Origin of the sequence: Pseudomonas sp. D3-27 (assembly GCF_051132165.1) — a bacterium.
Taxonomy (GTDB): Bacteria; Pseudomonadota; Gammaproteobacteria; order Pseudomonadales; family Pseudomonadaceae; genus Aquipseudomonas.
This window is the reverse complement of the sequence record NZ_CP071667.1, coordinates 289,557-314,596: the sequence shown is the minus strand read 5'-3', so window position 1 is coordinate 314,596 and position 25,040 is coordinate 289,557. Positions and strand designations below refer to the sequence as shown.

Here is a 25,040-nt window from a genome sequence, read left to right as displayed (position 1 = left end):
AATGCGCCGCCGGGCCGGTGGCCATTCTTTTTTTCAGGGGACGCCAGGGTAGGTGCAGGGTTATTCGACGAAACCGCCGACCGGAAACGCCTCGCTGCCGCGCCAGCGCCGCACCGACCGTTGGAAAAACAGGCTATTGGGCACCTGAACCATGGAACTGCCGGTGCCGAGTTCCTCGGGTTCGATCAATGTGGTGTAGAGCAGATTGATCGCCACCACCCGCCCCTTGATGCCTGGCTTGTCGGTGGCTTCCACCAGCTCGACTACATCGCCCAGGCGGAACGGGCCGACGGTGTAGATCAGGATGGCACACAGCAAATTCGACAATACGCTCCAGATGGCAAAGAACGCGACCGCCGCAACGGCAACGAACCCCGACAGCGCGGTCCAGAGCACCGTGGCCGAGACACCGAGGCGCTCCAGCGCCACCAGCACTGCGCTGCCCATGATCAACCAGCGCAGCACGCCGCGCAGGATGATCATCAGCTGGGTCGGCAATGGATAGCGCTCGCCGAGCCCCGTGAGGAAGCGCGCCACGAACCGCTGGGCAACATAACCTACCAACAGGATCAGCAGGATTTGCACACCGAGCCAGATCGGCTCGATCCACAGGACCGGTATGGGCAAGGACAACGCTTCCATCAGGACAACGCCTCCAGCTCCGCTTGCAGGTTTTCCAGCAACTCCAGGGCTTGCATCCACGCCTCCTCAAGTTCCGCTTCCCGAACCTTCAGCTTGGCCTGTTCGGCCAGCAGATCACGCAGCTCGTCCTTGCGTGCCGCCTCGTAGAGACCACTGTCCCCGAGGCTGGTTTCGATTTTTTGCAGCTTTTCATGCAGCTTGCCCAGCTCGCCTTCGAGCTTGTCGGCTTCGCGCTTGTGCGGCGCCAGTTGCTGGCGCAACGCCGCGGCGGCCTGGCGTTGGGCTTTCTTGTCGGTTTTGTCCGGGTTGACCTGCGCGCTGCTGACCGGTGCGTTGCGCTGGCGATAATCCACCAGCCAGCGCGCATAGTCTTCAAGGTCGCCGTCGAACTCTTCGACTTTACCGTCCGCGACCAGATAAAAGTTGTCCGTGGTGCTCTTGAGCAAGTGCCGGTCGTGGGAAACCACCAGCACCGCGCCGCTGAATTCCTGCAAGGCCATGGTCAGGGCCAGGCGCATCTCCAGGTCCAGGTGGTTGGTCGGTTCGTCGAGCAACAGCAGGTTCGGCCGCCCCCAGGCGATCAACGCCAGGGCCAGGCGGGCTTTTTCGCCGCCGGAGAAATTCAGAACCGGCTCGTCGATGCGCGCCCCGCGGAAATCGAAACCACCGAGGAAGTCCCTGAGTGTCTGCTCACGCTCGGTTGGCGCCAGGCGCTGCAAGTGCAGCAGCGGGCTGGCCTTGGCATCGAGGGAATCCAGCTGATGCTGGGCAAAGTAGCCGACCACGGTGTTTTCACCGCGCGTCAGGCGCCCGGCCAGGGGCTGGAGCTCACCGGAAAGGTTTTTGATCAGGGTCGATTTACCGGCGCCGTTAGGCCCCAACAGACCGATCCGCGCGCCGGGGGTCAGTTGCAACTTGACCTTCTCCAGCACGGTTTTTTCGCCATAGCCCAGTCGTGCATCCGACAGGTCAATCAACGGGCTGGAGATCTTCGACGACTCGCGGAAAACAAAATCGAATGGCGAATCGACATGGGCCGCCGACAGCTCTTCCATCCGCTCCAGGGCCTTGATCCGGCTCTGCGCCTGGCGAGCCTTGGTGGCTTGGGCCTTGAAGCGAGCGATGTAGCTTTCCATGTGCGCGCGCTGCGCCTGCTGTTTCTCATAGGCTTGCTGTTGCTGGGCCAGGCGCTCGGCGCGGGCACGCTCGAAGGCGCTGTAGCCGCCGCGATACAAGGTGAGCTTGCGCTGATCGACATGGGCTACGTGATCCACCACGGCGTCGAGGAAATCCCGGTCGTGGGAAATCAGCAACAACGTGCCCGGATAGCTCTTGAGCCAGTCTTCGAGCCAGATGATGGCGTCGAGGTCCAAGTGGTTGGTCGGTTCGTCGAGCAACAGCAAGTCCGACGGGCACATCAGGGCTTGCGCCAGGTTCAGGCGCATCCGCCAACCCCCGGAGAAATCACCGACCTGACGGTCCATCTGTTCATTGGTAAAGCCCAGCCCGGCGAGCAATTTACGAGCCCGGGCGTCGGCGGTATAACCGTCGGCGCTGTCGAGCTCCGCGTGCAGGCGAGCTTGAGCGGCGCCGTCATGGGCGGCTTCGGCTGCGGCGAGGTCGCGCTGGACCTGACGCAGGCGCAGGTCGCCATCGAGCACATAATCCACCGCCAGGCGTTCGAGGGTGTCGACCTCCTGACGCATATGGGCGATGCGCCAATCGGCGGGCAGCAAGCAATTGCCGGAGTCCGGGTGCAACTCGCCGCGCAACAAGGCGAACAGGCTCGATTTGCCGGCGCCGTTGGCACCGATGAGGCCGGCTTTGTGGCCGGCGTGCAGGGTCAGCTCGGCGTCTTCTAGCAGACGTTGCGGGCCACGCTGTAAAGTCAGGTTCTGAAGTCGAATCATAATGGCGGCGGAGTCTACCAGCTTCGCCCGCAACTGGCGCGAGTAGCACGATGTCGTCTGATCTGTGGAGCTTTTCGATCAACCTCTACGCCAAGCCTGGTGTGGAATCCGCGTGCCTGGCACTACAGACAGGTGGCGCGAACGTGTGCCTGCTGCTCTGTGGGCTGTGGTTGGAACAACGCGGCGTGAGCTGTGATGAGCAAAAGCTGCAGCAGCTTAAGCATCTGGCCGGACCATGGGACTCGACCGTCGTGCAACCGTTGCGCAAGTTACGCACCCAATGGAAAAACCTTGCCCTTCAGGATCCAGGGCTGGGTGGCTTGCGCGAACAGGTCAAGAAACTGGAACTGGAAGCCGAACGGCTATTGCTTGAGCGGCTGGAGGCAACGGTCAAGGAATGGCCAACGGGACAATCCTTGGATTCAGCGCAGTGGCTGCAAAGGCTTGCGGCAAATGCCGGCCAAGCCAACCACGACGCGCTGCATCAGCTGCGCGTCGCGGTTTCCGGCACTTAGGAAGCGCGGGTTGGAGTGGGGCTTGGGACGGTGGCTACACTCGGGTTCAGTGCCGGTGCTGGCGTACCAACCGTTGGCGCGGGGGTCGCCGCCGGAGCTGGCGCAGCAGGTTTGGCAGCCGGAGCGGTTGCCGGTTTTGCAGCGGCTGGCTTGGCGGCGGCTGGCTTTTTCACGGCCGGCTTCGCAGCGGGCTTGGCGGCGGCAGGTTTGGCGGCAGGCTTGGTCGCGGCAGGCTTGGCGGCAGCGGTGCTCGCTGGTTTGGCTGCAGCCGGTTTAGCCGCAGGCTTAGCCGCAGCTTTGGCAGGCGCCTTGGCGGCGACTGGCTTGGCCGCGGATTTCGCAGCAGGTTTGGCAGCAGCACGTTTGGCAGCAGTGGCCTTGGTCGCAGTTGGCTTGGCAGCCGGCTTCGCAGCGGGTTTGGCGACCGCTTTCACAGCCGGTTTGGCAGCGGTGGCTTTCGTTGCCGCAGGCTTGGCGGCAGCGGTTTTCGCCGCGGGCTTGGCAGCCACTTTGGCAGCAGGCTTAGCGGCGACAGGTTTGGCAGCGGCTGCTTTTACGGCAGGCTTGGCGGCAGCTTTGGCGGCCGATTTTTTCGCAACGGGTTTCGCCGCGCTGGCAGCAACCGGTTTTTTCACGGCAGGTTTGGCCACTGGCTTGCTGGCTGCCTTTGCCCCTACCTTGGTCACTGGCTTGGCGGCCACTTTTGTTGGAGTTTTTGCCGCGACAGGTTTAGCCGCTGGCTTCTTGGCCGATACAGCGGCAGGCTTGGCCGCGCGAAGCGTCAGCGCCTTGCCTGCGGCTTCCTGGACGCGACCCACGCCTTGGGCCAGCTTCAGGCTTTCCTGGGCGTCACGCTTGAGTTGCAGGATGTAGGCGCGGGTTTCGGATTGACGATCCTTCAGGGCATCGAGCAGGTTCTCGAGTTCCTTCACGGCATCCTTGGCCTTGGCTTGTGCCTTGGCTTTGCCAGCGGTTGCCGCGTCTTGCAGTTTGGTGCGCGACTTGTGAAGTTTTTCCTGCGCCTTGCCGCGTTGTTTTTCCAGCTTGGCGAGTAGTTTTTCAGCATCAGCCAGGGCTTGGGAGCAGGCATTTTCCAGATGCTCGAGCAAGCTGCCCGACAGTTGTTGGAGCAAGTGCAACGGAGTGTTTACAGGCTTCTTAGTGGCCGACATGGTTTACCTCCTGACTGACGTGAGTGCGGCTCATACTAGACCTCTGCTGCAACCGCCGCTAGGGCATGTTGACACTACACAAGGCGTTGCGTTGCACAGCACAAGAAATCTTCTGCGCCGGCGCCTGGGCAATTCACTTTTACTGTTTGCGGCACTGGCATAATCCCTCGAATCGAGGCCGGAGAAAGTACACATGTCGCGTCATCTTTTTTTACTTCTTTGCATGATTTTCCCAGTGGCCCAAGCCACAGAAAAACCCAACGCAAACGAAGCCCGGGAGCTGGCCTACAGTCTTGGCGCGAGCCTGGGGGAACGCCTGCGCCAAGACGTACCCGACCTGCAGATACAAGCCTTGGTCGAAGGCCTGCAACAGGCCTATCTTGGCAAGCCGCTGGCGTTGGACGATGAACGCATCGAAAGGATCCTGGCCGAACACCAGGCGCAGTTGACGGCGCAATCGGCGACGCCGCAAGACCAAGTGGCGCTGAAGACCGAGCAGAAGTTTCTCAACGAGGAAAAAGGCCGGCCAGGCGTCCAGCAATTGCCGGACGGCATCCTGTTGACCGAACTCAAGCCAGGCAGTGGCACGAAAGCCGGCCCCCACGGCAAGGTCCAAGTGTTGTATGTCGGTCGTCTGCCGGACGGCACGGTGTTCGATTCCAACCATCAGGCACAGTGGTTCAATCTTGATAGCGTGATCGATGGCTGGCGCAGTGCATTACCGCAGATGCCCGTAGGCGCGAAGTGGCGGTTGGTGATTCCTTCAGCCTTGGCCTATGGCGCCGAAGGTGCCGGAGACGTTATTCCACCTTTCACGCCCCTGGTATTTGAAATTGAACTGCTGGGCGCGACGACTTGACGCCCTGAAAAGAAAAACGGCACGCAATGCGCACCGTTTTCTGTCCCGAAGATGTTCTCAAGCCTGGACCGCAGCTTCTTCCTTGTGGGCGTTGTGCAGCACTTCGATCAGGCAGTCTTCCAGCTCGAAACGCTCGTGCAACAAGCCGCCCAGTTCCTTGAATTTTTCCGCCACGCATCTGCCTTCATCGCACAGGTCGTTGAAGGCCAGCAGCTTCTCGGTGATGACATCGATGCGCGGGTAAATCGTGTCGGCCAGTTCCAGGCCGCGCTTGTCATTGAAGGCCTTGGCCTCGCCCGTGAGTTGCTCGTAGATCTCGAAATGACCCGCGGACACATAGTCCACCAGCACACCACAGAACTCTTGCAAGGGCTTGCGGCTTTCACTCAGTGCTTCAGGCTTGTCGCCAAGAGCATCATAGGCTCGAACCAGTTCGTGACGCTCCTGCAACCAGCGGTCGATCAGCAGATGCACCCCACCCCAGCGTTCCTGAGCATTCTGACAACTTTCGAGCATGGTGATTTCTTCCCTTCTGAGTCACGCCCCTCGCCGTCTGAAACACCCGCCTGAATGATCAGGAGCAAGCCAGACACAACATGATCGAGTGGCATGATTCCAATGATACGTGCGGGCCAGATTATGCCCGCGCGACAACTGCTTCAAGGTACGCAGGAGAGAAAGTTCATACAAGTGTTTAATCCAGCGCCCGGACCAACTGCGACGTCTCGCCGCCGAGCGGCCGTACCAGGGCATCCCAGACCAGGCGCAACAGCAGGTAAGTCATCGAGACAGCAACGGCGAGGAAGAACAGCAGGCTCCATTCGGGGATGCTCAGGTCGAACAGCGTCCAGGTGACACTCGCACAGTCGGGGGCACCATTGGCGACGCGATGCGCGGCACTCCACCACGAGTCCACTTCCGGCAATTGGGCCACGCAGTCAGGCAGCAGCTCATTTGACTCGCTTTGCACCAGTACATTGCGCCAAGCCAACGCCAACCCTGCCGATGCAAAGGCAGCCCCCATCGCTGCATAGGCGATGCAGCCCTTGCGGGTTGGGCCATGCACGCACGCCACGAGGCAATTCACCAGCAAGAGCATCAGGCACAGCCGCTGCAAGATACACAGGCTGCAAGGGGACAGGCCAACCGCGTATTCCAGATAACTGGCGACGCCCATAGCCAGGGCAGCAGCGATGGAAGCCATGAGAAACAAGAAGCGTGAGCTGGCCAGAGACATGGCGGATCCGTAACAGAAGAGACAAGCTGTAACGGTAGAGGAAAGCCCCTGGGCCTTTCAAGGCAGCCCCGCGCAGACACTTCACCAGAGGTGTAGGGAATTCCCGACAGGCCAAAGAGGATTCAGCTCAGTGTGCTGTAGGACTTCCCTGAGCGCTTGGTCAGACCTCCAAAAACCGGGCCGGGATTCGCCACCGTTTGCCTCAGGATGGGCACGACGCCGTGGCGAGAGAGTGTGCTCTCCCTTCCCTGCGGTTCATACCCACCTCAAAGAGTCTTCGTCCCGCCTCAAGTTGACAGGACTTGAGGCGAAACCGGCAGCGGCGCCGCAAGCAAGCGCTCATCCAGCAACCCCAACCCCTCCTGGAACAGCTGGTTGCTTCGCTCGGCATCCCCCAACTGCGCCAGCAGCCGCGCCAACTCGGCGCAAGCTTCGGGGTTGCGCTGCATGCGCAGGCTGCTTTCCAGATAATCCCTTGCCTTGCCCCACAGGCTGTTCTGCAGGCACAGGCGCCCGAGCGTCAGGAGCAGGCTCGGATCATTCGGATGATCCTTGAGCCAGCCTTCAGCCACCTGCAGTTGCCGGCTCGAATCCGCGCCACGAACCAGGCCATACAGGCGCGCCAGGTGGCTGTCGTAGTTGCGCTTGAGCGCAGCGCGCAGCACCTCTTCCGCCTCTACCTGGGCACCCAGTTGCCGGAGCTGCTCGGCGTAGGCCAATACCAGTGCCGGTTCCTGGCGCTGGGCGGAAGTCAGTTGCTGCCACGCGCGATCAAGCGATTGCAGGCCAACACTGCCATCGGCCTCGCGGTGGGCTGCCAGGGTGAGGTTTTCGCCCCAGGCCCGGCGCTCCAGTTCTGCCAGTTCGGCGGCAGGCAGGACCTTGTCCTTGCGCAACTCGGGCAGCAACCGGATCACCGCCGGCCAATCCCCCCGCTGCTGGTGCAAGCGTTGCAGCTGACGCAAGGCCTGGGTGTTATGGGGGTAGCGTTCGTGCATGGCTTGCAGGGTAGTCAATGCACCGTCTGTGTCGCCACGGTCCATCTGCAACTGGGCGTGAGTCAGCGCGATAGCCAGCTCCGCCTGGGGCTGACGCTCCAAGGCGCGCTCCAGCAAGCTGTCGCTCTGATCGTAAAGGCCCTGCTCGTTGGCAGCGCGAGCGGCGCCGAGGTAATACAGCAACGGCTGCCGCTCGGCTTCGGCGGCACGATGCAAGTGCCGTTGGGCGCTGGCCCAGCGTCCCTCTGCCAGGTCCAACTGTCCGTGCTCGATTGCAACCTGGATTCGACGACTGCGGTTGCGCCGCGACCACGGGTTGACCACGCCGGTCGAGGTGGTCACCAGCCCAATCAGCGCGGTGACACCTCGCCACAGCAACCAAAGCACCGCGATCAATGCCAGCGTGACCCACAACCCGGCCTCGTAGCGGAAGTTCTTGTACGCCACCAACACGTAACCCGAATGCTCGGCAATCGCGACGCCCAGCACAGCGGCAACGGCGATGACCACGAACAGAATCACGTAGAGGCGCTTCATGGCGTGGCCTCCTGCTCACCTGCCTTGGGCAACGGCTTGACCGATTCTTCGGCGTTCACGTTGCGGCGTTCAAGATAGGCCTGGACGGCGCTGAGCGTGCCGGTCATGTCTGGCGTGACCACCGTCACCGGCATCTTGCCCAGCTCAACGACTCGCTCCAGCATGATTTTGCTTTGCGGGTTGTCCTGGTTGAAATTGTTCTTGAGGACGTCACGGGCTTCGGCCAGCGCCTGGGTGTACACCGGCGCCTGGCCGTTGAGGGCGGCCCATTGCGCCTGCTCCAGGGCCAGGCTCAAGGCCAGGCGCACCTGCATCAGGCTCTGGCCGGCGAGGAGCGGACGGACATTTTCATCGGCATTGAAATCGATGCGGATGTAGCGCGAAATACGATCCCACCACTGCGACCACTGGCTGGCGCCGTCGCCATCGGCGGTCAGCCCCAGCAGGGATTCACCGCGGTCCTTGTATTCGGGAGCGATTTCCGACAACTGCAAGACCTGGTCACGCAGGGCGCCCAACTGGAGGAACAGGCCGGTGCGATCCGGCTGCTCTGTGCTGCGCAACGCAGCGAGGGTCTTGGCCAGCTGTTCGCGGGCAGCGAAGGACCCAGGATCGTTTTGCTCGCGAAGGATTTCATCGGCACCCTGCACAAGGGCCTGGGCACTGTTGATGTCTTGCAGGGCGGAAAGTCGCAGGCTGGCCAGGCGCAACAGGTGCTCGGCTTCGGCCAGGCGCCAGTCCTTGCGGCTGGAACCAAGCACGGTTTCCAGGCGCTGGTTCAGGCGCTGCTGGTCGCCTTGCAACTGGGCGACCTGACGTCGCCGCTCTTCCAGCTCTTGAGCTGGAGGCAACTGCTCCAGGCGTTCGCTCAGCCGCTGCTCGTTGAGCTTGAGGTTCTGGGCCTGGTCGTTGAGTGCCTGGACCTGAGCGGCCTGCTGCTGGGTATTGGCTTGCAGGTGACGCACTTGCCAGATACCCCATCCGCCCACGGCCACGCCGGCAGCGCCCAACAATAACGCGACAATCGCAAGCCCGTTACCGCGACGCGGCGCCACCGGCACCGACGGGTCAGTCGGAGCTTCGACCGCTGGCTGATCTTGATCTTTTGGCAAGGCTGTTTCGCTCACGTATCCATCCTTTGCATTAGAAAACGGCACGGACTGTTCCCGTAAAGCCGCCAGCAAAGCCGCGGCACTGGCGCCACGACAATCCACAACTGTCCTGGCCCCGGCGGCACGCGCCATCTCGGCGACCCTGGGGCTTGGAACAAACAAGGGTAGCCGCGCCAGGGCGGGCCACGCGTCACCGGCCAGCCGGTGCAGATGCTCGAAGCTCTGCCCACTGCTGACCACCAGCGCGTTCAAGCGTTCCGCCTCGACCTTCGCTGGCAACTCGCCTTCGCCGTAGTGCGGCAAGCCGCGACGGTACAACTCCAGGTAGTCGACACTAGCACCTTGCTCTCGCAAACGCTCTGCCAGCAAACCGCGCCCACCCTCGCCACGCACGATCAAGACACGTGCGTCAGGCCGGTCGATAGCCTGGCGCAACGCCGCCAGCTCAAGCAGGGCTTCGCTGTCGTCACCGTTTTCGGGGTAAAAAACGCGGAGGCCGGCATCGGCCAGAATTTGCCCGGTCGCGGCGCCTACGCTGAACCAGGGTTGCTCTGGAAGGCGCGGCCAGTATTGACGCAGCAACTCCACGGCCAAGCGTGCCGCAGGCTTGCTGACGACGATCACCGCGCTGTACCGATCCAGAGCCTGGAACTTGTCTCGCTCGGACTCGGACAGGGGGACCGGCGTGATATCCAGCAGCGGCATGGCGCTGCTATGGATGCCCGCCTGCGCCAGAACGGCCGCCAACGCAGACGACTCGTCCGCCGGCCGGGTCAGTAGCAGCCGCCATCCCGTCACGCGTCGCCGGCCTCGCCGTAGACTTTCTTGAGAATATCGTCGGCGCCTTGGCTCAACAGGTCCTCGGCGACGCGCACGCCCAACGCCTCGGCATCGCGACGCGGCGCCCGGGCCTCGGCGGCGAGCAGTTGGCCGCCACTCGGATCGCCCACCAGGCCCCGCAACCAGACCTGCTCACCTTCAAGGACGGCGTAGCAGGCGATTGGCACCTGGCAGCCGCCGTTCAGATGCTTGTTGAGTGCCCGCTCGGCGAAGACTCGGATAGCCGTGTCTTCATGGTGCAGCGGTGCCAGCAGAGCGTGAATCTCGCTGTCGGCGCTGCGGCATTCAATGCCCACCGCCCCCTGCCCTCCGGCCGGCAGGCTGTCATCGACGCTGATGGCCGAGGTGATGCGTTCTTCGAAACCCAGACGGATCAGGCCCGCTGCGGCGAGGATGATCGCGTCGTACTCGCCGGCGTCGAGCTTGGCCAGGCGCGTGTTGACGTTGCCCCGCAGGAAGCGGATCTGCAGATCAGGGCGACGGGCCAGCAGCTGTGCCTGGCGGCGCAGGCTCGATGTGCCCACCACACTCGCGGCGGGCAGCGCGTCAAGGCTGGAAAAGTCGTTTGAGACGAATGCGTCGCGCGGATCTTCTCGTTCGCAGATGCAAAAAAGGCCCAGGCCTTCGGGGAAGTCCATGGGCACGTCTTTCATTGAATGCACGGCGATATCGGCTTCATTGTTCAGCAAGGCTGTTTCCAGTTCCTTGACGAACAAGCCCTTGCCACCGATTTTCGAGAGTGGCGAGTCCAGCAGCTTGTCGCCGCGACTGACCATGGGCACCAGCGTCACGACCAGCCCCGGATGGGCCGTTTCGAGGCGGGCTTTGACGTATTCGGCCTGCCAGAGGGCCAAGGCGCTTTTACGGGTGGCGATGCGGATCTCGCGAGGGGACATGGATCAATCCGTACTTAAAAGATACGGCAGATAATAACAGCTCAGCCAAAACCGCTTTGACTTGAATCACGACGTCGCGGCCTCCCTGGCCGCCAATCCTGGAAACGGAACGCTCGAGGACGTCGCGCTAGAGCTGCTGCATCATCTTGCGCACGCCGGCGACATGCCGCCGACTGACGATCAGCGCATCGCCATTCAATCCCTTCAGGTACAGCTGGAAATGCCCCAGCGGCGTACGCTGCAAGCGCTCGATACGTTCGCGGGCCACCAGGGCGTTGCGGTGGATACGCACGAACCGCTCGCCGAACTCATCCTCGAGAGCCTTGAGCGGCTCGTCCAGCAACACTTCACCGCTTTCGTGACGCAAGGTCACGTACTTGTGGTCGGCTATGAAATAAACCACTTGGTTCAAGGGGATCAATTCGATGCCCTTGCGGGTCCGCGCGCTGATGTGGCTGCGTGGGCCACTGCCACTCTCGGCGGCCGGGCGGGTGAGCGCCGCCAACTGCGTGCGGTTCGGCCGCTCGGCCTTGCGCAACGCCTCCTCCAGCGCCTGGATGGACACTGGCTTGAGCAGATAGCCCACGGCACCGGTCTGCAATACCTCGGGAGGAAACTCGTCACGCGTGGTGCAAAACACCACCGCCGGAGGTGACTCGCGCTCGCAGAGCTTCGCCGCGACCTGCAAGCCGTCGAGACCCGGCATGCGAATGTCGAGCAGCACGATATCCGGCTTGTGGCTGTCGATTAGGGCCAATGCCTCTTCGCCATTGGTGGCGCTCGGCTCCAGGACACTGTAACCCTCGAGTTCACGGAGCAATCGGCTCAGGTCCTCGCGGGCCAGTGGTTCGTCGTCAACGATCAGGACATTCATATAGCGCTGGATTCCTGCGTGAGTCTCGCACAAGGATAGCGTAGACAGGGGAAGTGACATCCGTCACCGCGATCCACGCTAAGACTCGTCCGAGGGCCAAAAAGTGCCGCGAGGCGGTTGTCGATCTTTACCAGCGCTTGCCCACCGATGCTCGAGGCCTGTTGTCGCACAGCGTCGCCACAGGGTTTGTTAAGACTCGATCTGACCAATATGAGCACCCCCCTTTAATGGTGCGTCCGATGCGTCCAGGATGAAAAAGCAAAGACCTACCGTCCACTGTAGACGGTTGCCACGACGATATTGCTCAATCGAAAAATATCCTTGTGCAAAAAACCCATGCAATGGTTGACCCGCACGGTAAAAAACCTGCCGAGCAGTGCCAGCGCCAGCCCCGGCAACCCTGTTATCATCCGGGCCAGCGTTAACCGTTATCTTTTTCCAGCCGATCACGAGCGAATTCATGAGCACTGACAAGACCAATCAGTCCTGGGGCGGCCGCTTCAGTGAACCCGTCGACGCTTTCGTCGCCCGCTTCACCGCCTCCGTCAACTTCGACCAGCGCCTGTATCGCCACGACATCATGGGCTCGATTGCCCACGCCACCATGCTGGCCAAGGTCGGCGTGCTGACCGATGCCGAGCGCGACAGCATCATCGATGGCCTGAAGACCATCCAGGGCGAGATCGAGGCAGGCCAATTCGACTGGCGCGTTGACCTCGAAGACGTGCACATGAACATCGAAGCGCGCCTGACCGATCGCATTGGCGTGACCGGCAAGAAACTGCACACCGGCCGCAGCCGCAACGACCAGGTCGCCACCGATATCCGCTTGTGGCTGCGCGATGAGATCGACCTGATCCTGGCCGAAATCACCCGCTTGCAAAAAGGTCTGCTGGAACAAGCCGAGCGCGAGGCCGAGAGCATCATGCCGGGCTTCACGCACCTGCAGACCGCCCAACCTGTAACGTTTGGGCATCACATGCTGGCCTGGTTCGAAATGCTCAGCCGTGACTACGAGCGCCTGGTGGATTGCCGCAAGCGCACCAACCGCATGCCCCTGGGCAGCGCCGCGCTGGCCGGCACCACCTACCCGATCGACCGTGAATACACCGCCCAGTTGCTGGGCTTCGACACCGTCGGTGGCAATTCGCTGGATAATGTCTCGGACCGCGATTTCGCCATCGAATTCTGCGCCGCCGCGAGCATTGCCATGATGCACTTGTCGCGCTTCTCCGAAGAGCTGGTGCTCTGGACCAGCGCGCAGTTCCAGTTCATCGATTTGCCCGACCGTTTCTGCACCGGCAGCTCGATCATGCCGCAAAAGAAAAACCCCGACGTACCGGAACTGGTACGCGGCAAGAGCGGCCGGGTGTTCGGCGCATTGATGGGCCTGCTGACCCTGATGAAAGGCCAACCGCTGGCCTACAACAAGGACAACCAGGAAGACAAGGAGCCGCTGTTCGACGCTGCCGACACCCTGCGTGATTCGCTGCGGGCGTTCGCCGACATGATCCCAGCCATCAAGCCCAAGCATGCGGTCATGCGCGAAGCGGCCCTGCGCGGTTTCTCCACCGCCACCGACCTGGCCGATTACCTGGTGCGCCGTGGCCTGCCGTTCCGGGACTGCCATGAAATCGTCGGCCATGCCGTGAAGTATGGCGTAGACAGCGGCAAGGACCTGGCAGAGATGAGCCTGGACGAACTGCGCCAGTTCAGCGACCAGATCGAGCAAGACGTGTTCGCCGTGCTGACCTTGGAGGGTTCGGTCAATGCACGTGATCACATTGGCGGCACCGCACCGGCGCAGGTCAAGGCCGCCGTGGTGCGTGGCCAGGCGCTGATTGCCAGCCGCTAAAAAGCCAAAAGCATCGCGAGCAGGCTCGCTCCCACATTTGATCTGCGCAGGCTCACACAATATGTGATCACTGAAGATCTAACCGTGGGAGCGAGCCTGCTCGCGATGGCGACCTGTAAGGCGCTAGAACTTCACTTCCTGGCAGCAATCTTCGCCAAAAATGCGGGCATCTCGGCATCCCGATCCGCCGCGATCCGCTGCACGTGCGGATTCTGCTCCAACAACTCCATCAAGTTCCTGGCTGCCGGCATGTCCGCCAACAGATCGATGTCGAAGACTTTCCGGCCCACCTGCAAAACCAACGAAAGGCTGTAGTAGAAATACAGGTCCGCGATGCTGAACGTCTCTCCCGTCACATAAGGCGAAAACTTGCCGTGCCGGCTGAGCGAAGCGAACCCCAACAGCAATTCACCTCTGGCCTTTTCCTTGATCGCATCGGGCACCGACATGCCGAAAAACGCTTCCGGATAACAGGCGCGCCCCGGCAGCTCGATGTACAGCTCGATTTCCCGGCACAAGGCCAATACCTGGGCTCGCCCGAACGGGTCCGTTGGCAGCAAGGCCTTGCCTGGCTGGGTTTGCTCGATGTACTCGAGGATCACGCTGGTCTCGTTGATGAAACCCTGCTCGGTCTTCAGCACCGGAACCTTGCCGCGCGGGCTGATGGCCAGCGCTTCCGGAGTCTGGGCGCCAAAGAACTGGACTTCTTCGAAGGGCACTCCCTTCTCCAGGAGAGCCAGCTTGACCATGTTGTAATAATTGCTGACAGAAAAACCATAAAGCTTGAGCATTCCATAGCCTCCAGGCCGTGCGGGGTTGGCAGCCTTGGGTTATAGACCGCCGGCGTGTTTCGCGCCAGGCGCATCACGCCGCTGAATACAGGTAAACTGGCGCCTTTTCCCAGAGGAGGCTGCCATGAGCGAGCCCATCGACAACGGCAACGACATTGACGAAGAAGAGTTCGTCGAGAATACGCTGATCCAGGCCATCGAGAATCAGATCGAAAGCGACAATCCACCAGCGGCCAAGGCCACGTTCAACAAGCTGACCCTGGTGGGTTATGAGCGTGAAGAAATTCTCAACCTGATGGCCCACGTACTGGCGGTGGAAATCGACGCGATCCTCGAAGAAGACCGTCCGTTCAATACCGAGTGGTACGAAGCTGCATTGCGCGCCCTGCCCGAGTTGCCGCCGGAAAAAAACTAAGCTGTTCTTGTGGCGAGGTAGCTGGCTCCCTCGCCATGAAAAAGTTCCCGGACAAAAAACCATGACTCTGACACTGGACAGCTCGCCCAAGTGCGCTCACCTTAGTGACGCTGTCGTCCAAATTCCTAGAAAGTCTGGAGTCCTTATGTCGCTTACCCCTGAGCTGGTTGCCGAACTGGAAATCCTTGCACTCTTCAACCTGGACAGTTCCCAGGAAGGCCTGAAAATTCATCAGACCGCTGCCCCCAAAGCCATCGCCGCTGCCCAACGCCTGTTTGACAAAGAACTCATCACCCAACCCGATGGCGGTTACCTGACCAGCCTGGGCCGTGATGCCGCACAGAATGTGCAAACGGTCCTGACGATTCTTAGCGTCCAAGAAACCGCCTGATTTTCCGCCTCGCCCACGGGAATCCCTCTGCTCGGGATTTCCGCAGGCGCGTGGCGCCTCCGTAAAAATACTTGGCTCGACCGCGTTTTCCAGCTCAAGAATTCCAGGAACCGGGCGCTATCCTGCCATCACCTGTTTTTTTCCCCACGTTCGACGCCGCGATCCGGTTTGAGCTGACATGACCCGCAACCACGAAATACGCCCCGATCTGGACGAGGGAATCGACCGCAAGGTCTTGAGCCAGCTGCGCGCGCGTTTCCTCAAGCTCAACAGCGGCCGAATGGAGCGCGCCCTCGAAGGGCTGTCGACCCGCCAGCAGGGCGTGTTGACGCTGCTTCCGCTGTTTTTTCATGTCAACCATCCCTTGTTGCCCGGTTATGTCTCGGGCAGCACACCGGCCGGGCTGTCCAATTACGAACCCGACACCGACGTCCTCGCCGAGGCCCAGCGGCTGACTCGCTCGTTCTCGTACAAACCTCGCCACGGCAGCAACCCACCGCGGCCCATCCTCGGCCTGTTCCTGATGGGCAGTCTCGGCACCTTGGCCCAGGCCGATCAGAGCGACATGGACGTTTGGGTGTGCCATGGCCCGGACCTGAGCGACGACGAACTGGCCGAACTGCGAAAGAAATGCCAGTTGCTGGAGACCTGGGCGGCCACCCAGGGCGCCGAAGCGCACTTCTTCCTCATCGACCCGCAGCGATTCGTCCGCGGCGAACGGGACAATCAGCTCAGCTCCGACGACTGTGGAACCACCCAGCATTATCTGCTGCTGGATGAGTTCTATCGCACCGCGATCTGGCTGGCCGGGCGCACGCCAATCTGGTGGCTGGTGCCGGTCTACGAAGAAGAAAACTACCAGCAGTACACCCATACGCTGATCTCCAAACGCTTCATTCGTGCGGACGAGACTCTGGACTTGGGTCACCTGGCCTACATCCCGCCGGGAGAATTCATCGGCGCCGGGCTCTGGCAGTTATTCAAGGGAATTGAATCGCCCTACAAGTCGGTGCTCAAGCTACTGCTGACCGAGGTCTACGCCAGCGAACATCCGGATGTCCGCTGCCTGAGCCTGCGTTTCAAGCAGGCGGTGTTCGCCAATCACCTGGATCTGGATGAGCTGGATCCGTACATGGTCGTTTATCGCCGCCTCGAGGAATACCTGATCGCCCGCGGCGAGCCGGAACGTCTGGAACTGATCCGGCGCGCCCTGTACCTGAAGGTCAATCGCAAGCTCACCGGCCATGCTCGCAGCAGCGGCTGGCAGCGCAACCTGCTGGAGCGCCTGGCCCGGGATTGGGGCTGGGACCAACGTCAACTGGCGCTGCTGGACAGCCGCAGCCAGTGGAAGGTGCGCCAAGTCAGCAACGAGCGGCGGGCCCTGGTCAACGAGCTGACCTACAGCTATCGCTTCCTGACCCAGTTCGCCCGCACCGAGAAAACCGTCAGCCTGATCAACAAGCGCGACCTTAATGTTCTCGGTCGCCGGCTGTACGCGGCCTTCGAGCGCAAGGCCGACAAGGTCGAGTTCATCAATCCCGGGATTGCCCCGGACCTGGCGGAAGACACCCTGACCCTGGTCCAGTCGCCGAACAAGAAAGAGCCCGGGCAAAACCAATGGGGTTTGTACAACGGCAGCCTGAACGCGCTGGAATGGGAAAATTTCGCCCCCATCAAACGCAGCCGCGAGCTGCTTGAATTACTCACCTGGTGCCATCGCAACGGTGTGATCGACAGCAGCACGCGTCTGGCGCTGCACCCCGGCGAAAGCGACCTGAGCGAGTTTGAACTGTTCAACCTGTTGGGCAGTTTGCAGCAAGCCATCGCTTTGCCCCTGGCCACGGTCGACGAAGAACAGTTGCTCCACGCCAGCGTGCCCAGTGAAGTGTTGATTCTGGTAAACGTGGGCGTCGACCCACTCAAGCATCACCGCGACCTGAACATCCTGATGACCACCGAGCGCACCGATTCCCTGAGCTACGCCGGGGTCCGGGAAAACCTGGTGCTGACCCTCGACCAGGTCACGCTCAATAGCTGGAATGAAGTGCTGGTCAACCGCTTCGACGGCGAGCATGCCCTGCTCGATTGCTTGCGCGACTACCTCAACGCCTTGCCTGCGATACAACGCCAGCCGCGCTTGCAGGTCCGGTGCTTCTGTCACAACCGCGCGCAATTCATCGCACGCCGGGTCGAAGAAGTCATCGAGACCACCCAGACCCTGCTATTGAGCAAGCTCAATTACCGTTATCTGCTGCAAGTCCAGCAGCACTACCACGTACTGGAATTGGTGCCGGGCCAGGTCAGCCACGTGGCGCTGGGCAGCCTGTCGGCATTGATGGATTACCTGGGGGAAGAGCTGACGGCCTATAGCCCGCTGCACCTGGATTCAATGGCGCTGGAAGATCACGATGTGGCGCTGATCCTGCCCATGGGCCAACCCGAGTGCATCCAGGTGTTCTACCGGGTCTATGAGGACGAAGCCGAGCTGTACGTGCTCGATGAGCTCAACGCCTTGTGGCAGCAGCGCTTGCCTTATCACGACGAACAGAGCCTGCTGGTACCGCTGCAGCGGTTCCTGCAATCGGTGCTGTACCGCCGCGATGCCTTGCTACCGATGGACGCTGCCCAGCCGGTCACGCTGGAAATGCTCTATTACCAGCTCCTGCCTTCAGGGAACGGGCGGGCCCGGAGGGTCGAATCACGACAGGCGCCGCAGACGCCGGTCAACAAACCGTTCTATGACGTACAAGCAATCATCGGCAAAGCGGCGCACGGACAAGTGCACGTCACCCTGTATTGCGATCAGCGGGAATTTTCGGAACTGGAGCATGGCGACCAATTGTTTCATGTGGTCGCCAGGGAAATTGTCGGGCAGCGCCGCGACGCCGAACGCTATCGTTGCTACATCACCGACCTGGACCTCTCGGGCCTGGTGGGTGACGGCGCCAGCCCAAGTATCCTGTTCCTGCGCTACAAAGCCGACCTGGAACGGGCACTGAACGAGGCGCTGAACCAGGTCTGAGGCGGGCTTCAGAATGCGCAGTCGCCACCGTTGACCGGCTGCGACTCGACCTCCAGCAATGTCAGCTTCAAGGTCTTGCCGCCCGGCGCGGGCCAGTCGATGTGCTGGCCGACTTTCAAGCCCAGCAAGGCGCTGCCCACCGGCGCCAGGATCGAAATCTTGCCCTCGTCGGCGTTGGCATCCTTGGGGTAGACCAGCGTCAGGTGATAATCCTTGCCGCTGCTTTCCTCGCGACAGTGCACCCGCGAGTTCATGGTTACGACATCGGCAGGCACTTCATCGTGACCCACCAGGTTCTCGGCGCGATCCAGTTCGGTTTGCAAGGCGATCACGCCGGGAAGCGTTTCATCCAGGCTGTCGATCAAACGCTCCAGACGCTGCACGTCCAAGCGAGTAAGGGTAATGGAAGGTGCGGTCATGATTCAGGCAGACTCCTTTCTTCTGCACGAAAAAGCAAAACCCCGCCACATAAAGACGGGGTTTTCACGCGCCTCGATGAGTTGAGGCGTTGCTGGACACTACCACAGCTCAAAAAATATACAACCCAAGGGCTCTCGCCACAAAAGCGCTCTCGCCAATCCAGCGATTAAACCAGCGACTTGCGCTTGAGCGCCTCGGCGCAAATCAACCGCCGACGCTCATCATCAGCCGAGCGCCATTCGCGTATGTCCTCCACATGCCGGAAACAACCCAGGCAGACCTTGCGTTCATCGAGCTTGCACACACTGGTGCACGGCGACGGCACGGCCGGGCTGACATTGCTGTAGAGCGGCTTGGGCGGCCGCGCCGGGACGGTCTGGCTCACGGAATCACAAACCTTCGAAATCGAATTCGACGCCAGCCTGCTGCTTGACGATGCGCTCGAGCATCTCGCCCAGTTGCTCTTCGCTCTTGTCACACATCCAGCGCTCACTTTCCTCGTCGTAGTCGAAGTGGAAACCACCGGACACCGCCGCCAGCCACAACTGCCGCAACGGCTCCTGGCGGCTGAAAATCAGCTGGCTGCCATTTTCGAACTTGACGGTCAGTACGCCGGCGGAGATTTCCAGGTCGATGTCCAGGTCGCTCTCGTCGAAGATATCCTCCAGCTTTTCCTGGGTTTCATCGACCAGATCGTGGAAACGGGCTTCAGTCAAACTCATTGCGACAACCTCAAAATGTCTGATCATGCTCAAGCGCCGCAAGATACGGACGCGCCCGGCTGAATGCAAAGGATAACGACCAAGGGCCCGTGGGTGCTGAACATTGTCCATCGAATGAACGCCCCTGGAGCCCAAGGCCCGCCGGACGGGCGCCCCGTTGCATAGGCAAGCTGTCGGGTGGCCGGTATACTCCGGCGCAATTAACGCATTTTCAAGGATTTCGCCATGAAGCGCCTGATCTCTTCCCTTGCTGCGCTCGTCGCGGTTGCCTGCCTTGTGACAGCCTGTGGTCAAAAAGGTCCGCTGTACCTGCCTGATGACAGCAAGTCCCCTGAAGAGCAGGCCAAGTCGTCGCAATCCAAGTCCCACTCGCACGACACCCAGACCACTTACTAAGGGACCGCCATGGACGCTTTTAACTACCGTGGCGGGGAGCTGTTCGCGGAAGGGGTTGCCCTGTCCGCGATCGCCGAACGTTTCGGCACGCCGACCTACGTCTATTCCCGGGCCCACATCGAAGCCCAGTACCGGACGTTCGCCGATGCCCTCGAAGGCATGCCGCACCTGGTGTGCTTCGCTGTAAAAGCGAACTCGAACCTGGGCGTGCTCAACGTCCTGGCGCGCCTGGGCGCAGGCTTCGACATCGTGTCCGGTGGCGAGCTGGAGCGCGTGCTGGCCGCGGGCGGCAATGCCGACAAAATCGTGTTCTCCGGCGTCGGCAAGACCCGCGAAGACATGCGTCGCGCCCTGGAAGTCGGCGTGCACTGCTTCAACATCGAATCCACTGACGAACTGGAGCGCCTGCAAGTCGTCGCCGCCGAACTGGGTGTTCGTGCGCCGGTTTCCCTGCGCGTGAACCCGGACGTCGACGCCGGCACCCACCCGTACATTTCCACGGGCCTTAAGGAAAACAAGTTCGGCATCGCCATTGCCGACGCCGAGGACGTGTACGTACGCGCCGCCCAACTGCCGAACCTGGAAGTGCTGGGCGTCGATTGCCACATCGGCTCGCAACTGACCACCCTGGAACCGTTCATTGACGCCCTCGACCGCCTGCTGGCGCTTGTCGATCGCCTCGGCGATTGCGGCATCTACCTGCGTCACATCGACCTGGGCGGCGGTGTCGGCGTGCGCTATCGCGATGAAGAGCCACCGCTGGTGGCCGACTACATCAAGACCGTGCGCGAGCGCCTCGAAGGCCGTGACCTGGCGCTGATGTTCGAGCCCGGCCGCTACATCGTCGCTAACGCCGGCGTGCTGTTGACCCAGGTCGAGTACCTCAAGCACACCGAGCACAAGGATTTCGCCATCGTCGACGCGGCGATGAATGACCTGATCCGCCCGGCGCTGTACCAGGCCTGGATGGACGTCACAGCCGTGCGCCCTCGCGATACCGCGGCCCGCCCCTACGACATCGTCGGGCCGATCTGCGAAACCGGCGACTTCCTTGCCAAGGGCCGGGAGTTGGCGCTGGAAGAAGGCGATCTGCTGGCCGTTCATTCGGCGGGCGCCTACGGGTTTGTCATGAGTTCCAACTACAACACCCGCGGCCGCTGCGCCGAGGTGCTGGTGGACGGTGATCAGGCATTCGAAGTACGCCGCCGCGAGACGGTAGCCGAACTGTTTGCCGGCGAAAGCCTGCTGCCGGAGTAAAACCATGCTGCTGCGTTTTACCAAGATGCACGGCCTGGGCAATGACTTCATGGTCCTCGACCTGGTCAGCCAGCACGCGCATATCCTGCCCAAGCACGCCAAACAATGGGGCGACCGGCACACCGGCATCGGTTTCGACCAATTGCTGATCGTCGAGGCACCAAACAACCCGGACGTGGATTTCCGCTACCGGATCTTCAATGCCGACGGTTCGGAAGTGGAGCAGTGCGGCAACGGCGCGCGCTGTTTCGCCCGTTTCGTGCTGGACAAGCGCCTGACCGCCAAGCGGCAGATTCGCGTCGAGACCAAAAGCGGCATCATCGAACTGGATGTGCGCAGTGACGGCCAGATCGGCGTCAACATGGGCGCCCCGCGCCTGGTGCCGGCGGATATCCCATTCCAAGCGCCAGCCCAAGCCCTGAGCTATACCGTGGACGTCGACGGCACCGCGGTGGAACTGGCGGCGATCTCCATGGGCAACCCCCATGCCGTACTGCGCGTGGACGACATCAACAGCGCTGCCGTACACGACCTGGGACCAAAGATCGAAAACCATCCGCGCTTCCCGGCGCGCGTCAACGTCGGCTTTTTGCAGGTCATCGATCGCCACCGCGCCCAACTGCGTGTATGGGAACGTGGCGCCGGGGAAACCCAGGCATGCGGCACGGGCGCCTGCGCCGCAGCCGTCGCCGCGATCAGCCAGGGGTGGATGGATTCGCCGCTGCTGATCGACCTGCCCGGCGGGCGTCTGTCCATCGAATGGGCAGGCCCAGGCCAACCGGTGATGATGACCGGCCCGGCCGTACGCGTATACGAAGGACAAGTTCGTCTTTGAGTGAGCCAAACCCATGACCGACAAGCCAAAGGTTCCAGCCCCGCAGCCCGACGAATCCTCGAGCCCCTCAGACGCCGCGGCCGTGGCCGCCTACCTGGAGGCGCATCCGGACTTCTTCGTCGAGCATGAAGACCTGCTTGCAACGATGCGGATCCCCCACCGGCGCGGCGATACCGTGTCGCTGGTCGAGCACCAGATGAAGATCCTGCGTGAGCGCAACATCGAAATGCGCCATCGCCTCTCGCACCTGATGGACGTCGCCCGGGACAACGACCGGCTCTTCGACAAGACCCGTCGGCTGATCCTCGCGCTGATGGACGCCAGTACTCTTGAAGACCTGGTAATGAGCGTCGAAGACAGCCTGCGCCAGGATTTCCAGGTGCCCTTTGTCAGCCTGATCCTGTTTGGCGACAACGCGATGCCGGTGGGCCGCTGGGTCACCCACGCCGACGCGCAGACGGCCATTGGCGGGCTGCTTACCGAAAACAAAAGCGTCAGTGGCAGCCTGCGCGAACATGAGCTGGATTTCCTGTTTGGCGAAGAACAGCGCAAGCAGATCGGCTCCACCGCCGTTGTCGCCATCGCCCACCAAGGCGTGCATGGCGTGCTGGCCATCGCCAGTCGCGATCCGCAGCACTACAAGAGCTCGGTGGGTACGCTGTTCCTGAGCTATATCGCCGAAGTGACCGGCCGTGTGCTGCCACGGGTTGCCGGTTCGCTGCGTTCGGTACGCTGATGATGGAGCGGCAACTGGACGCCTACTGCGAACACCTGCGCAGTGAGCGCCAGGTGTCCCCTCACACCCTGTCGGCCTACCGTCGTGACCTCGAAAAGGTGCGGGGCTGGTGCCAGAAGCAAAACATCGACAACTGGTCGGCCCTCGACATCCAGCGCCTGCGCAGCCTCGTTGCTCGCCTGCATCAGCAAGGGCAATCCTCCCGCAGCCTGGCGCGACTGTTGTCGGCGGTGCGCGGCCTGTATCAATACCTCAATCGCGAGGGCCTGTGCGATCACGATCCAGCCACAGGCCTGGCACCCCCCAAGGGCGAACGCCGGTTGCCGAAGACCCTCGACACCGACCGTGCCTTGCAATTGCTCGATGGCGCCGTCGAGGATGATTTCATGGCGCGACGGGACCAGGCGATCCTCGAACTCTTCTACTCCTCAGGCCTGCGGCTTTCCGAGCTGACGGGGCTGAACCTGGACCAATTGGACTTGGCCGACGGCCTGGTTCAGGTACTCGGTAAAGGCAGCAAGACCCGCTTGCTGCCTATCGGCCGCAAGGCCCGCGAAGCCCTGGAGCTTTGGTTGCCACTACGAGCGCTGACCAACCCCGTCGATGACGCGGTCTTCGTCAGCCTGCAAGGCCGACGCCTGGGCCCACGTACCATCCAGCTGCGGGTCAAGGCCGCCGGCGAACGGGAGCTCGGTCAGAACCTGCACCCGCACATGCTCCGGCATTCGTTCGCCAGTCATCTGCTGGAGTCTTCCCAGGACCTGCGTGCCGTCCAGGAACTGCTTGGCCACTCGGACATCAAGACGACCCAGATCTATACCCACCTGGATTTCCAGCACCTGGCGTCGGTCTATGACAGTGCCCACCCCAGGGCCAAACGCATCAAAGGCGACGAATCATGACCATCGAGCTCATCACCTTCGACCTAGACGACACGCTGTGGGACACCGCGCCGGTGATCGCCAGCGCCGAAGCCGTACTACGTCAATGGCTGACCGACAACGCACCCGACCTGGGCGATTTTCCCGTGGAGCGCTTGTGGGCGATCCGCGCCCAAGTGCTCAGCGAAGAACCGAACCTCAAGCACCGCATCAGTGCGTTGCGCAGGCGCGTGCTGTTCCGGGCGCTGCAAGATGCCGGCTACGACCAGTGGCGAGCCTCTGAGTTGGCGGACCAAGGATTCGAAGCATTCCTGCATGCCCGCCATCAACTGGAGATCTTTCCAGACGTACAGCCGACCCTGGAAATCCTCGCCAATCATTTCGCACTTGGCGTCGTCACCAACGGCAACGCCGACGTGCGACGCCTGGGGCTGGCGGATTATTTCAAGTTTGCCCTGTGCGCCGAGGACATTGGCATCGCCAAGCCTGACGCAAGACTGTTCGAGGAAGCCTTGCAGCGCGGCGGTGCCACGGCACAGACCGCCGTGCATGTAGGCGATCACCCGGGCGACGACATCGCCGGCGCCCAGCAGGCCGGCCTGCGTGCGGTGTGGTTCAACCCGATGGGCAAGGCCTGGGATGCCGATCACGCACCGGATGCGGAGATTCGCAGCCTGACCGAACTGCCAGGGTTATTGGCGGCGTGGCATAGCCAACCCTGAACCTTGTGGGAGCGAGCTTGCTCCCACAGGGCCGAGCCTGTCCGTGGAGTTTATCCCGCCCATGAAAAAGCCCGCAGCGACGGCGGGCTTTTTCAGCAAGCAAGAAACAGAGGCTCAGATAGGGCGACTGCCATATTTGTTGTCGGGCTTCTTGGGCGGATCGGCGACCACGTTGGCCTCCACTTCCTGCACCTTTCCGCCCCTGGCCAGGAATTCCTCCATGGCCTTGGCAAGCGCGTCACGCTCCTTGTTCTTGGCCTCTACGCTCGGTAACTCGTCGACTGATACCGCTGCCTTGGCCTTGCCTTTGGCAGTGGGGACCGGAACATCGGCACCTTCGTCGTCGGCAACATCTTCAGCCGCCGCTTCCAGGCCTTCTTCGGTCTCGTCTTCGTCACCTACTTCGAGGTCGTCGTTTTCCAGATCATCGTCGCTCATGTTCTACCTCATGACTTGCGAAAAGCAGATTAGTTATAGCCCAGCTTCGCCATCTGTCGAAGGCTGCCAGAAAAAATTCAAGATCCGCTGACAAGCAGCGGTCATGCCCCTTCACCGTGCAAGGTGGCGAGGACTTTACGAGCACCGCCATGATCTCGGTGCTCGCCCAGATAAACGCCTTGCCAGGTACCCAACGCCAACCGTCCCGCCGTCACCGGAAGGCTGAGCTGACATCCCAGCACACTGGCCTTGAAGTGCGCCGGGAGGTCGTCCAGGCCTTCGTCGTTGTGCTCATAGCCGGCGGTTCCTTGTGGGATCAGCCGATTGAAAAATCGTTCGAAGTCTCGACGTACCGCCGGATCGGCGTTCTCGTTGATGGTCAACGAGGCCGAGGTGTGCTGCAGCCACAGATGCAACAGACCGACACGACATGCCTTGAGTTCAGGCAGGCCGGCGAGTAGCTCGTCCGTCACCAGATGAAAGCCCCGGGGCCTCGCCCGCAGGGTTATCAGCGTCTGTTGCCACATACAGATCTCCGCACGTTCGGCGCGCATTCTAGCGCGCTCT

Annotated in this window: 28 protein-coding genes and 2 pseudogenes; 12 read left to right on the top strand and 18 right to left on the bottom strand. The window is 61.7% G+C overall.

The window, feature by feature from the left end:
• Nucleotides 1-60 precede the first annotated feature (60 nt).
• On the bottom strand, nucleotides 61-642 hold the full coding sequence (locus J3P92_RS01410; RefSeq protein WP_420765132.1) for a mechanosensitive ion channel domain-containing protein: 582 nt from the start codon (nucleotides 640-642) through the stop codon (nucleotides 61-63).
• On the bottom strand, nucleotides 642-2,552 hold the full coding sequence (locus J3P92_RS01405) for an ATP-binding cassette domain-containing protein (protein WP_434649701.1): 1,911 nt from the start codon (nucleotides 2,550-2,552) through the stop codon (nucleotides 642-644). The genes J3P92_RS01410 and J3P92_RS01405 overlap by 1 nt, the downstream gene beginning before the upstream one ends.
• A 50-nt stretch (nucleotides 2,553-2,602) precedes the next feature.
• Between J3P92_RS01405 and J3P92_RS01400 the strand changes: the two genes are divergently transcribed.
• On the top strand, nucleotides 2,603-3,067 hold the full coding sequence (locus J3P92_RS01400) for a TIGR02444 family protein (protein WP_434608916.1): 465 nt from the start codon (nucleotides 2,603-2,605) through the stop codon (nucleotides 3,065-3,067).
• Here the strand turns inward: J3P92_RS01400 and J3P92_RS01395 are convergent.
• Nucleotides 3,064-4,239 carry an AlgP family protein gene (locus tag J3P92_RS01395; RefSeq protein ID WP_434649699.1) on the bottom strand — a complete coding sequence of 392 codons (1,176 nt, stop codon included), beginning with the start codon at nucleotides 4,237-4,239 and terminating at the stop codon, nucleotides 3,064-3,066. The two genes, J3P92_RS01400 and J3P92_RS01395, sit on opposite strands and share 4 nt — an antisense overlap.
• 193 nt (nucleotides 4,240-4,432) lie before the next feature.
• On the opposite strand from J3P92_RS01395, the gene J3P92_RS01390 reads away from it, so the two are divergent.
• Nucleotides 4,433-5,098: an FKBP-type peptidyl-prolyl cis-trans isomerase gene (locus J3P92_RS01390; protein WP_420765136.1), complete on the top strand. Its 666-nt coding sequence runs from the start codon at nucleotides 4,433-4,435 to the stop codon at nucleotides 5,096-5,098.
• A 57-nt stretch (nucleotides 5,099-5,155) separates the two neighbouring features.
• Here the strand turns inward: J3P92_RS01390 and rsd are convergent, their stop codons facing one another.
• The 9 genes and pseudogenes from rsd to J3P92_RS01345 form a co-directional block, all read right to left on the bottom strand.
• The gene (gene rsd, locus J3P92_RS01385; protein WP_434649697.1) at nucleotides 5,156-5,614 is read right to left on the bottom strand and encodes a sigma D regulator; all 459 of its coding nucleotides are present in this window, start codon (nucleotides 5,612-5,614) and stop codon (nucleotides 5,156-5,158) included.
• Nucleotides 5,615-5,792: 178 nt separating this feature from the next.
• Nucleotides 5,793-6,335 carry a disulfide bond formation protein B gene (locus J3P92_RS01380; RefSeq protein ID WP_434649695.1) on the bottom strand — a complete coding sequence of 181 codons (543 nt, stop codon included), beginning with the start codon at nucleotides 6,333-6,335 and terminating at the stop codon, nucleotides 5,793-5,795.
• 287 nt (nucleotides 6,336-6,622) lie between these two features.
• A complete protein-coding gene (locus tag J3P92_RS01375; RefSeq protein ID WP_420765138.1) occupies nucleotides 6,623-7,870 on the bottom strand; it encodes a heme biosynthesis protein HemY in 1,248 nt (415 codons plus the stop codon).
• Nucleotides 7,867-8,997, bottom strand: coding sequence for a uroporphyrinogen-III C-methyltransferase (locus J3P92_RS01370; RefSeq protein ID WP_434651221.1), 1,131 nt, complete (start codon nucleotides 8,995-8,997; stop codon nucleotides 7,867-7,869). The genes J3P92_RS01375 and J3P92_RS01370 overlap by 4 nt, the downstream gene beginning before the upstream one ends.
• A gap of 84 nt (nucleotides 8,998-9,081) precedes the next feature.
• Nucleotides 9,082-9,780 (bottom strand): annotated as a pseudogene (locus J3P92_RS01365) (uroporphyrinogen-III synthase); the annotation flags it as partial.
• Entirely contained in the window at nucleotides 9,777-10,718 is a 942-nt protein-coding gene (hemC, locus tag J3P92_RS01360; RefSeq protein ID WP_434649693.1) for a hydroxymethylbilane synthase, read from the bottom strand. The gene hemC and the pseudogene J3P92_RS01365, both read right to left, overlap by 4 nt.
• 127 nt (nucleotides 10,719-10,845) lie before the next feature.
• On the bottom strand, nucleotides 10,846-11,592 hold the full coding sequence (locus J3P92_RS01355) for a LytR/AlgR family response regulator transcription factor (RefSeq protein WP_420765140.1): 747 nt from the start codon (nucleotides 11,590-11,592) through the stop codon (nucleotides 10,846-10,848).
• Nucleotides 11,589-11,738: pseudogene (locus J3P92_RS01350) on the bottom strand (sensor histidine kinase); the annotation flags it as partial. The gene J3P92_RS01355 and the pseudogene J3P92_RS01350, both read right to left, overlap by 4 nt.
• 43 nt (nucleotides 11,739-11,781) lie before the next feature.
• Nucleotides 11,782-12,054, bottom strand: a complete 273-nt coding sequence (locus tag J3P92_RS01345) for a hypothetical protein (RefSeq protein WP_434608905.1) — start codon at nucleotides 12,052-12,054, stop codon at nucleotides 11,782-11,784.
• Between J3P92_RS01345 and argH the strand changes: the two genes are divergently transcribed.
• Nucleotides 12,053-13,447, top strand: a complete 1,395-nt coding sequence (gene argH / locus J3P92_RS01340; RefSeq protein WP_434649691.1) for an argininosuccinate lyase — start codon at nucleotides 12,053-12,055, stop codon at nucleotides 13,445-13,447. The two genes, J3P92_RS01345 and argH, sit on opposite strands and share 2 nt — an antisense overlap.
• A gap of 131 nt (nucleotides 13,448-13,578) precedes the next feature.
• Here argH and J3P92_RS01335 read toward each other — a convergent pair whose 3' ends face one another.
• Nucleotides 13,579-14,238: a glutathione S-transferase family protein gene (locus tag J3P92_RS01335; protein ID WP_434649689.1), complete on the bottom strand. Its 660-nt coding sequence runs from the start codon at nucleotides 14,236-14,238 to the stop codon at nucleotides 13,579-13,581.
• Nucleotides 14,239-14,362: 124 nt separating this feature from the next.
• Between J3P92_RS01335 and J3P92_RS01330 the strand changes: the two genes are divergently transcribed.
• From J3P92_RS01330 to J3P92_RS01320, 3 genes are all read left to right on the top strand, one after another.
• A complete protein-coding gene (locus J3P92_RS01330; RefSeq protein ID WP_420765143.1) occupies nucleotides 14,363-14,653 on the top strand; it encodes a hypothetical protein in 291 nt (96 codons plus the stop codon).
• A 145-nt stretch (nucleotides 14,654-14,798) separates the two neighbouring features.
• Entirely contained in the window at nucleotides 14,799-15,044 is a 246-nt protein-coding gene (locus J3P92_RS01325; protein WP_030129110.1) for a TIGR02647 family protein, read from the top strand.
• Between the two features lie 178 nt (nucleotides 15,045-15,222).
• Nucleotides 15,223-18,066, top strand: coding sequence for a class I adenylate cyclase (locus J3P92_RS01320; protein WP_434608898.1), 2,844 nt, complete (start codon nucleotides 15,223-15,225; stop codon nucleotides 18,064-18,066).
• An 8-nt stretch (nucleotides 18,067-18,074) separates the two neighbouring features.
• On the opposite strand, the gene rnk is transcribed toward J3P92_RS01320, so the two are convergent.
• The 3 genes from rnk to cyaY form a co-directional block, all read right to left on the bottom strand.
• A complete protein-coding gene (gene rnk, locus J3P92_RS01315; RefSeq protein WP_420765145.1) occupies nucleotides 18,075-18,485 on the bottom strand; it encodes a nucleoside diphosphate kinase regulator in 411 nt (136 codons plus the stop codon).
• A gap of 167 nt (nucleotides 18,486-18,652) precedes the next feature.
• Nucleotides 18,653-18,871: a DUF1289 domain-containing protein gene (locus tag J3P92_RS01310; protein ID WP_420765146.1), complete on the bottom strand. Its 219-nt coding sequence runs from the start codon at nucleotides 18,869-18,871 to the stop codon at nucleotides 18,653-18,655.
• Nucleotides 18,872-18,875: 4 nt separating this feature from the next.
• Complete coding sequence (cyaY, locus tag J3P92_RS01305) at nucleotides 18,876-19,208, bottom strand: iron donor protein CyaY (RefSeq protein WP_434608895.1); 333 nt, start codon at nucleotides 19,206-19,208, stop codon at nucleotides 18,876-18,878.
• Between the two features lie 225 nt (nucleotides 19,209-19,433).
• Here cyaY and lptM point away from each other — a divergent pair, with 225 nt between their 5' ends.
• Genes lptM through J3P92_RS01275 form a run of 6 tightly spaced genes read left to right on the top strand, consistent with a single transcriptional unit; the run spans nucleotide 19,434 to nucleotide 24,035 of the window.
• Nucleotides 19,434-19,604, top strand: a complete 171-nt coding sequence (gene lptM, locus J3P92_RS01300) for an LPS translocon maturation chaperone LptM (RefSeq protein ID WP_033034938.1) — start codon at nucleotides 19,434-19,436, stop codon at nucleotides 19,602-19,604.
• A gap of 9 nt (nucleotides 19,605-19,613) precedes the next feature.
• Nucleotides 19,614-20,861, top strand: a complete 1,248-nt coding sequence (gene lysA / locus J3P92_RS01295) for a diaminopimelate decarboxylase (RefSeq protein WP_434608893.1) — start codon at nucleotides 19,614-19,616, stop codon at nucleotides 20,859-20,861.
• A 4-nt stretch (nucleotides 20,862-20,865) separates the two neighbouring features.
• Complete coding sequence (gene dapF / locus J3P92_RS01290) at nucleotides 20,866-21,696, top strand: diaminopimelate epimerase (protein ID WP_420765149.1); 831 nt, start codon at nucleotides 20,866-20,868, stop codon at nucleotides 21,694-21,696.
• Between the two features lie 13 nt (nucleotides 21,697-21,709).
• Nucleotides 21,710-22,432 carry a DUF484 family protein gene (locus tag J3P92_RS01285; protein ID WP_420765150.1) on the top strand — a complete coding sequence of 241 codons (723 nt, stop codon included), beginning with the start codon at nucleotides 21,710-21,712 and terminating at the stop codon, nucleotides 22,430-22,432.
• A gap of 2 nt (nucleotides 22,433-22,434) precedes the next feature.
• Nucleotides 22,435-23,334 (top strand): tyrosine recombinase XerC, encoded by a 900-nt coding sequence (xerC, locus tag J3P92_RS01280; RefSeq protein WP_434651219.1) that lies wholly within the window; start codon nucleotides 22,435-22,437, stop codon nucleotides 23,332-23,334.
• Nucleotides 23,331-24,035, top strand: coding sequence for an HAD family hydrolase (locus tag J3P92_RS01275; RefSeq protein ID WP_420765151.1), 705 nt, complete (start codon nucleotides 23,331-23,333; stop codon nucleotides 24,033-24,035). The genes xerC and J3P92_RS01275 overlap by 4 nt, the downstream gene beginning before the upstream one ends.
• A 114-nt stretch (nucleotides 24,036-24,149) precedes the next feature.
• Here the strand turns inward: J3P92_RS01275 and sutA are convergent, their stop codons facing one another.
• Entirely contained in the window at nucleotides 24,150-24,473 is a 324-nt protein-coding gene (gene sutA, locus J3P92_RS01270; RefSeq protein WP_420765152.1) for a transcriptional regulator SutA, read from the bottom strand.
• Nucleotides 24,474-24,574: 101 nt separating this feature from the next.
• Nucleotides 24,575-25,000: a secondary thiamine-phosphate synthase enzyme YjbQ gene (locus J3P92_RS01265; protein WP_420765153.1), complete on the bottom strand. Its 426-nt coding sequence runs from the start codon at nucleotides 24,998-25,000 to the stop codon at nucleotides 24,575-24,577.
• Nucleotides 25,001-25,040 lie beyond the last annotated feature (40 nt).

Excerpts from the sequence above, each read along its gene's own strand:
- J3P92_RS01410 (WP_420765132.1), bottom strand. The coding sequence starts at position 642 with ATGGAAGCGTTGTCCTTGCCCATACCGGTCCTGTGGATCGAGCCGATC.
- J3P92_RS01405 (WP_434649701.1), bottom strand. The coding sequence starts at position 2,552 with ATGATTCGACTTCAGAACCTGACTTTACAGCGTGGCCCGCAACGTCTG.
- J3P92_RS01400 (WP_434608916.1), top strand. The coding sequence starts at position 2,603 with ATGTCGTCTGATCTGTGGAGCTTTTCGATCAACCTCTACGCCAAGCCT.
- J3P92_RS01395 (WP_434649699.1), bottom strand. The coding sequence starts at position 4,239 with ATGTCGGCCACTAAGAAGCCTGTAAACACTCCGTTGCACTTGCTCCAA.
- J3P92_RS01390 (WP_420765136.1), top strand. The coding sequence starts at position 4,433 with ATGTCGCGTCATCTTTTTTTACTTCTTTGCATGATTTTCCCAGTGGCC.
- rsd (WP_434649697.1), bottom strand. The coding sequence starts at position 5,614 with ATGCTCGAAAGTTGTCAGAATGCTCAGGAACGCTGGGGTGGGGTGCAT.
- J3P92_RS01380 (WP_434649695.1), bottom strand. The coding sequence starts at position 6,335 with ATGTCTCTGGCCAGCTCACGCTTCTTGTTTCTCATGGCTTCCATCGCT.
- J3P92_RS01375 (WP_420765138.1), bottom strand. The coding sequence starts at position 7,870 with ATGAAGCGCCTCTACGTGATTCTGTTCGTGGTCATCGCCGTTGCCGCT.
- hemC (WP_434649693.1), bottom strand. The coding sequence starts at position 10,718 with ATGTCCCCTCGCGAGATCCGCATCGCCACCCGTAAAAGCGCCTTGGCC.
- J3P92_RS01355 (WP_420765140.1), bottom strand. The coding sequence starts at position 11,592 with ATGAATGTCCTGATCGTTGACGACGAACCACTGGCCCGCGAGGACCTG.
- argH (WP_434649691.1), top strand. The coding sequence starts at position 12,053 with ATGAGCACTGACAAGACCAATCAGTCCTGGGGCGGCCGCTTCAGTGAA.
- J3P92_RS01345 (WP_434608905.1), bottom strand. The coding sequence starts at position 12,054 with ATGAATTCGCTCGTGATCGGCTGGAAAAAGATAACGGTTAACGCTGGC.
- J3P92_RS01335 (WP_434649689.1), bottom strand. The coding sequence starts at position 14,238 with ATGCTCAAGCTTTATGGTTTTTCTGTCAGCAATTATTACAACATGGTC.
- J3P92_RS01330 (WP_420765143.1), top strand. The coding sequence starts at position 14,363 with ATGAGCGAGCCCATCGACAACGGCAACGACATTGACGAAGAAGAGTTC.
- J3P92_RS01325 (WP_030129110.1), top strand. The coding sequence starts at position 14,799 with ATGTCGCTTACCCCTGAGCTGGTTGCCGAACTGGAAATCCTTGCACTC.
- J3P92_RS01320 (WP_434608898.1), top strand. The coding sequence starts at position 15,223 with ATGACCCGCAACCACGAAATACGCCCCGATCTGGACGAGGGAATCGAC.
- rnk (WP_420765145.1), bottom strand. The coding sequence starts at position 18,485 with ATGACCGCACCTTCCATTACCCTTACTCGCTTGGACGTGCAGCGTCTG.
- cyaY (WP_434608895.1), bottom strand. The coding sequence starts at position 19,208 with ATGAGTTTGACTGAAGCCCGTTTCCACGATCTGGTCGATGAAACCCAG.
- lptM (WP_033034938.1), top strand. The coding sequence starts at position 19,434 with ATGAAGCGCCTGATCTCTTCCCTTGCTGCGCTCGTCGCGGTTGCCTGC.
- lysA (WP_434608893.1), top strand. The coding sequence starts at position 19,614 with ATGGACGCTTTTAACTACCGTGGCGGGGAGCTGTTCGCGGAAGGGGTT.
- dapF (WP_420765149.1), top strand. The coding sequence starts at position 20,866 with ATGCTGCTGCGTTTTACCAAGATGCACGGCCTGGGCAATGACTTCATG.
- J3P92_RS01285 (WP_420765150.1), top strand. The coding sequence starts at position 21,710 with ATGACCGACAAGCCAAAGGTTCCAGCCCCGCAGCCCGACGAATCCTCG.
- xerC (WP_434651219.1), top strand. The coding sequence starts at position 22,435 with ATGGAGCGGCAACTGGACGCCTACTGCGAACACCTGCGCAGTGAGCGC.
- J3P92_RS01275 (WP_420765151.1), top strand. The coding sequence starts at position 23,331 with ATGACCATCGAGCTCATCACCTTCGACCTAGACGACACGCTGTGGGAC.
- sutA (WP_420765152.1), bottom strand. The coding sequence starts at position 24,473 with ATGAGCGACGATGATCTGGAAAACGACGACCTCGAAGTAGGTGACGAA.
- J3P92_RS01265 (WP_420765153.1), bottom strand. The coding sequence starts at position 25,000 with ATGTGGCAACAGACGCTGATAACCCTGCGGGCGAGGCCCCGGGGCTTT.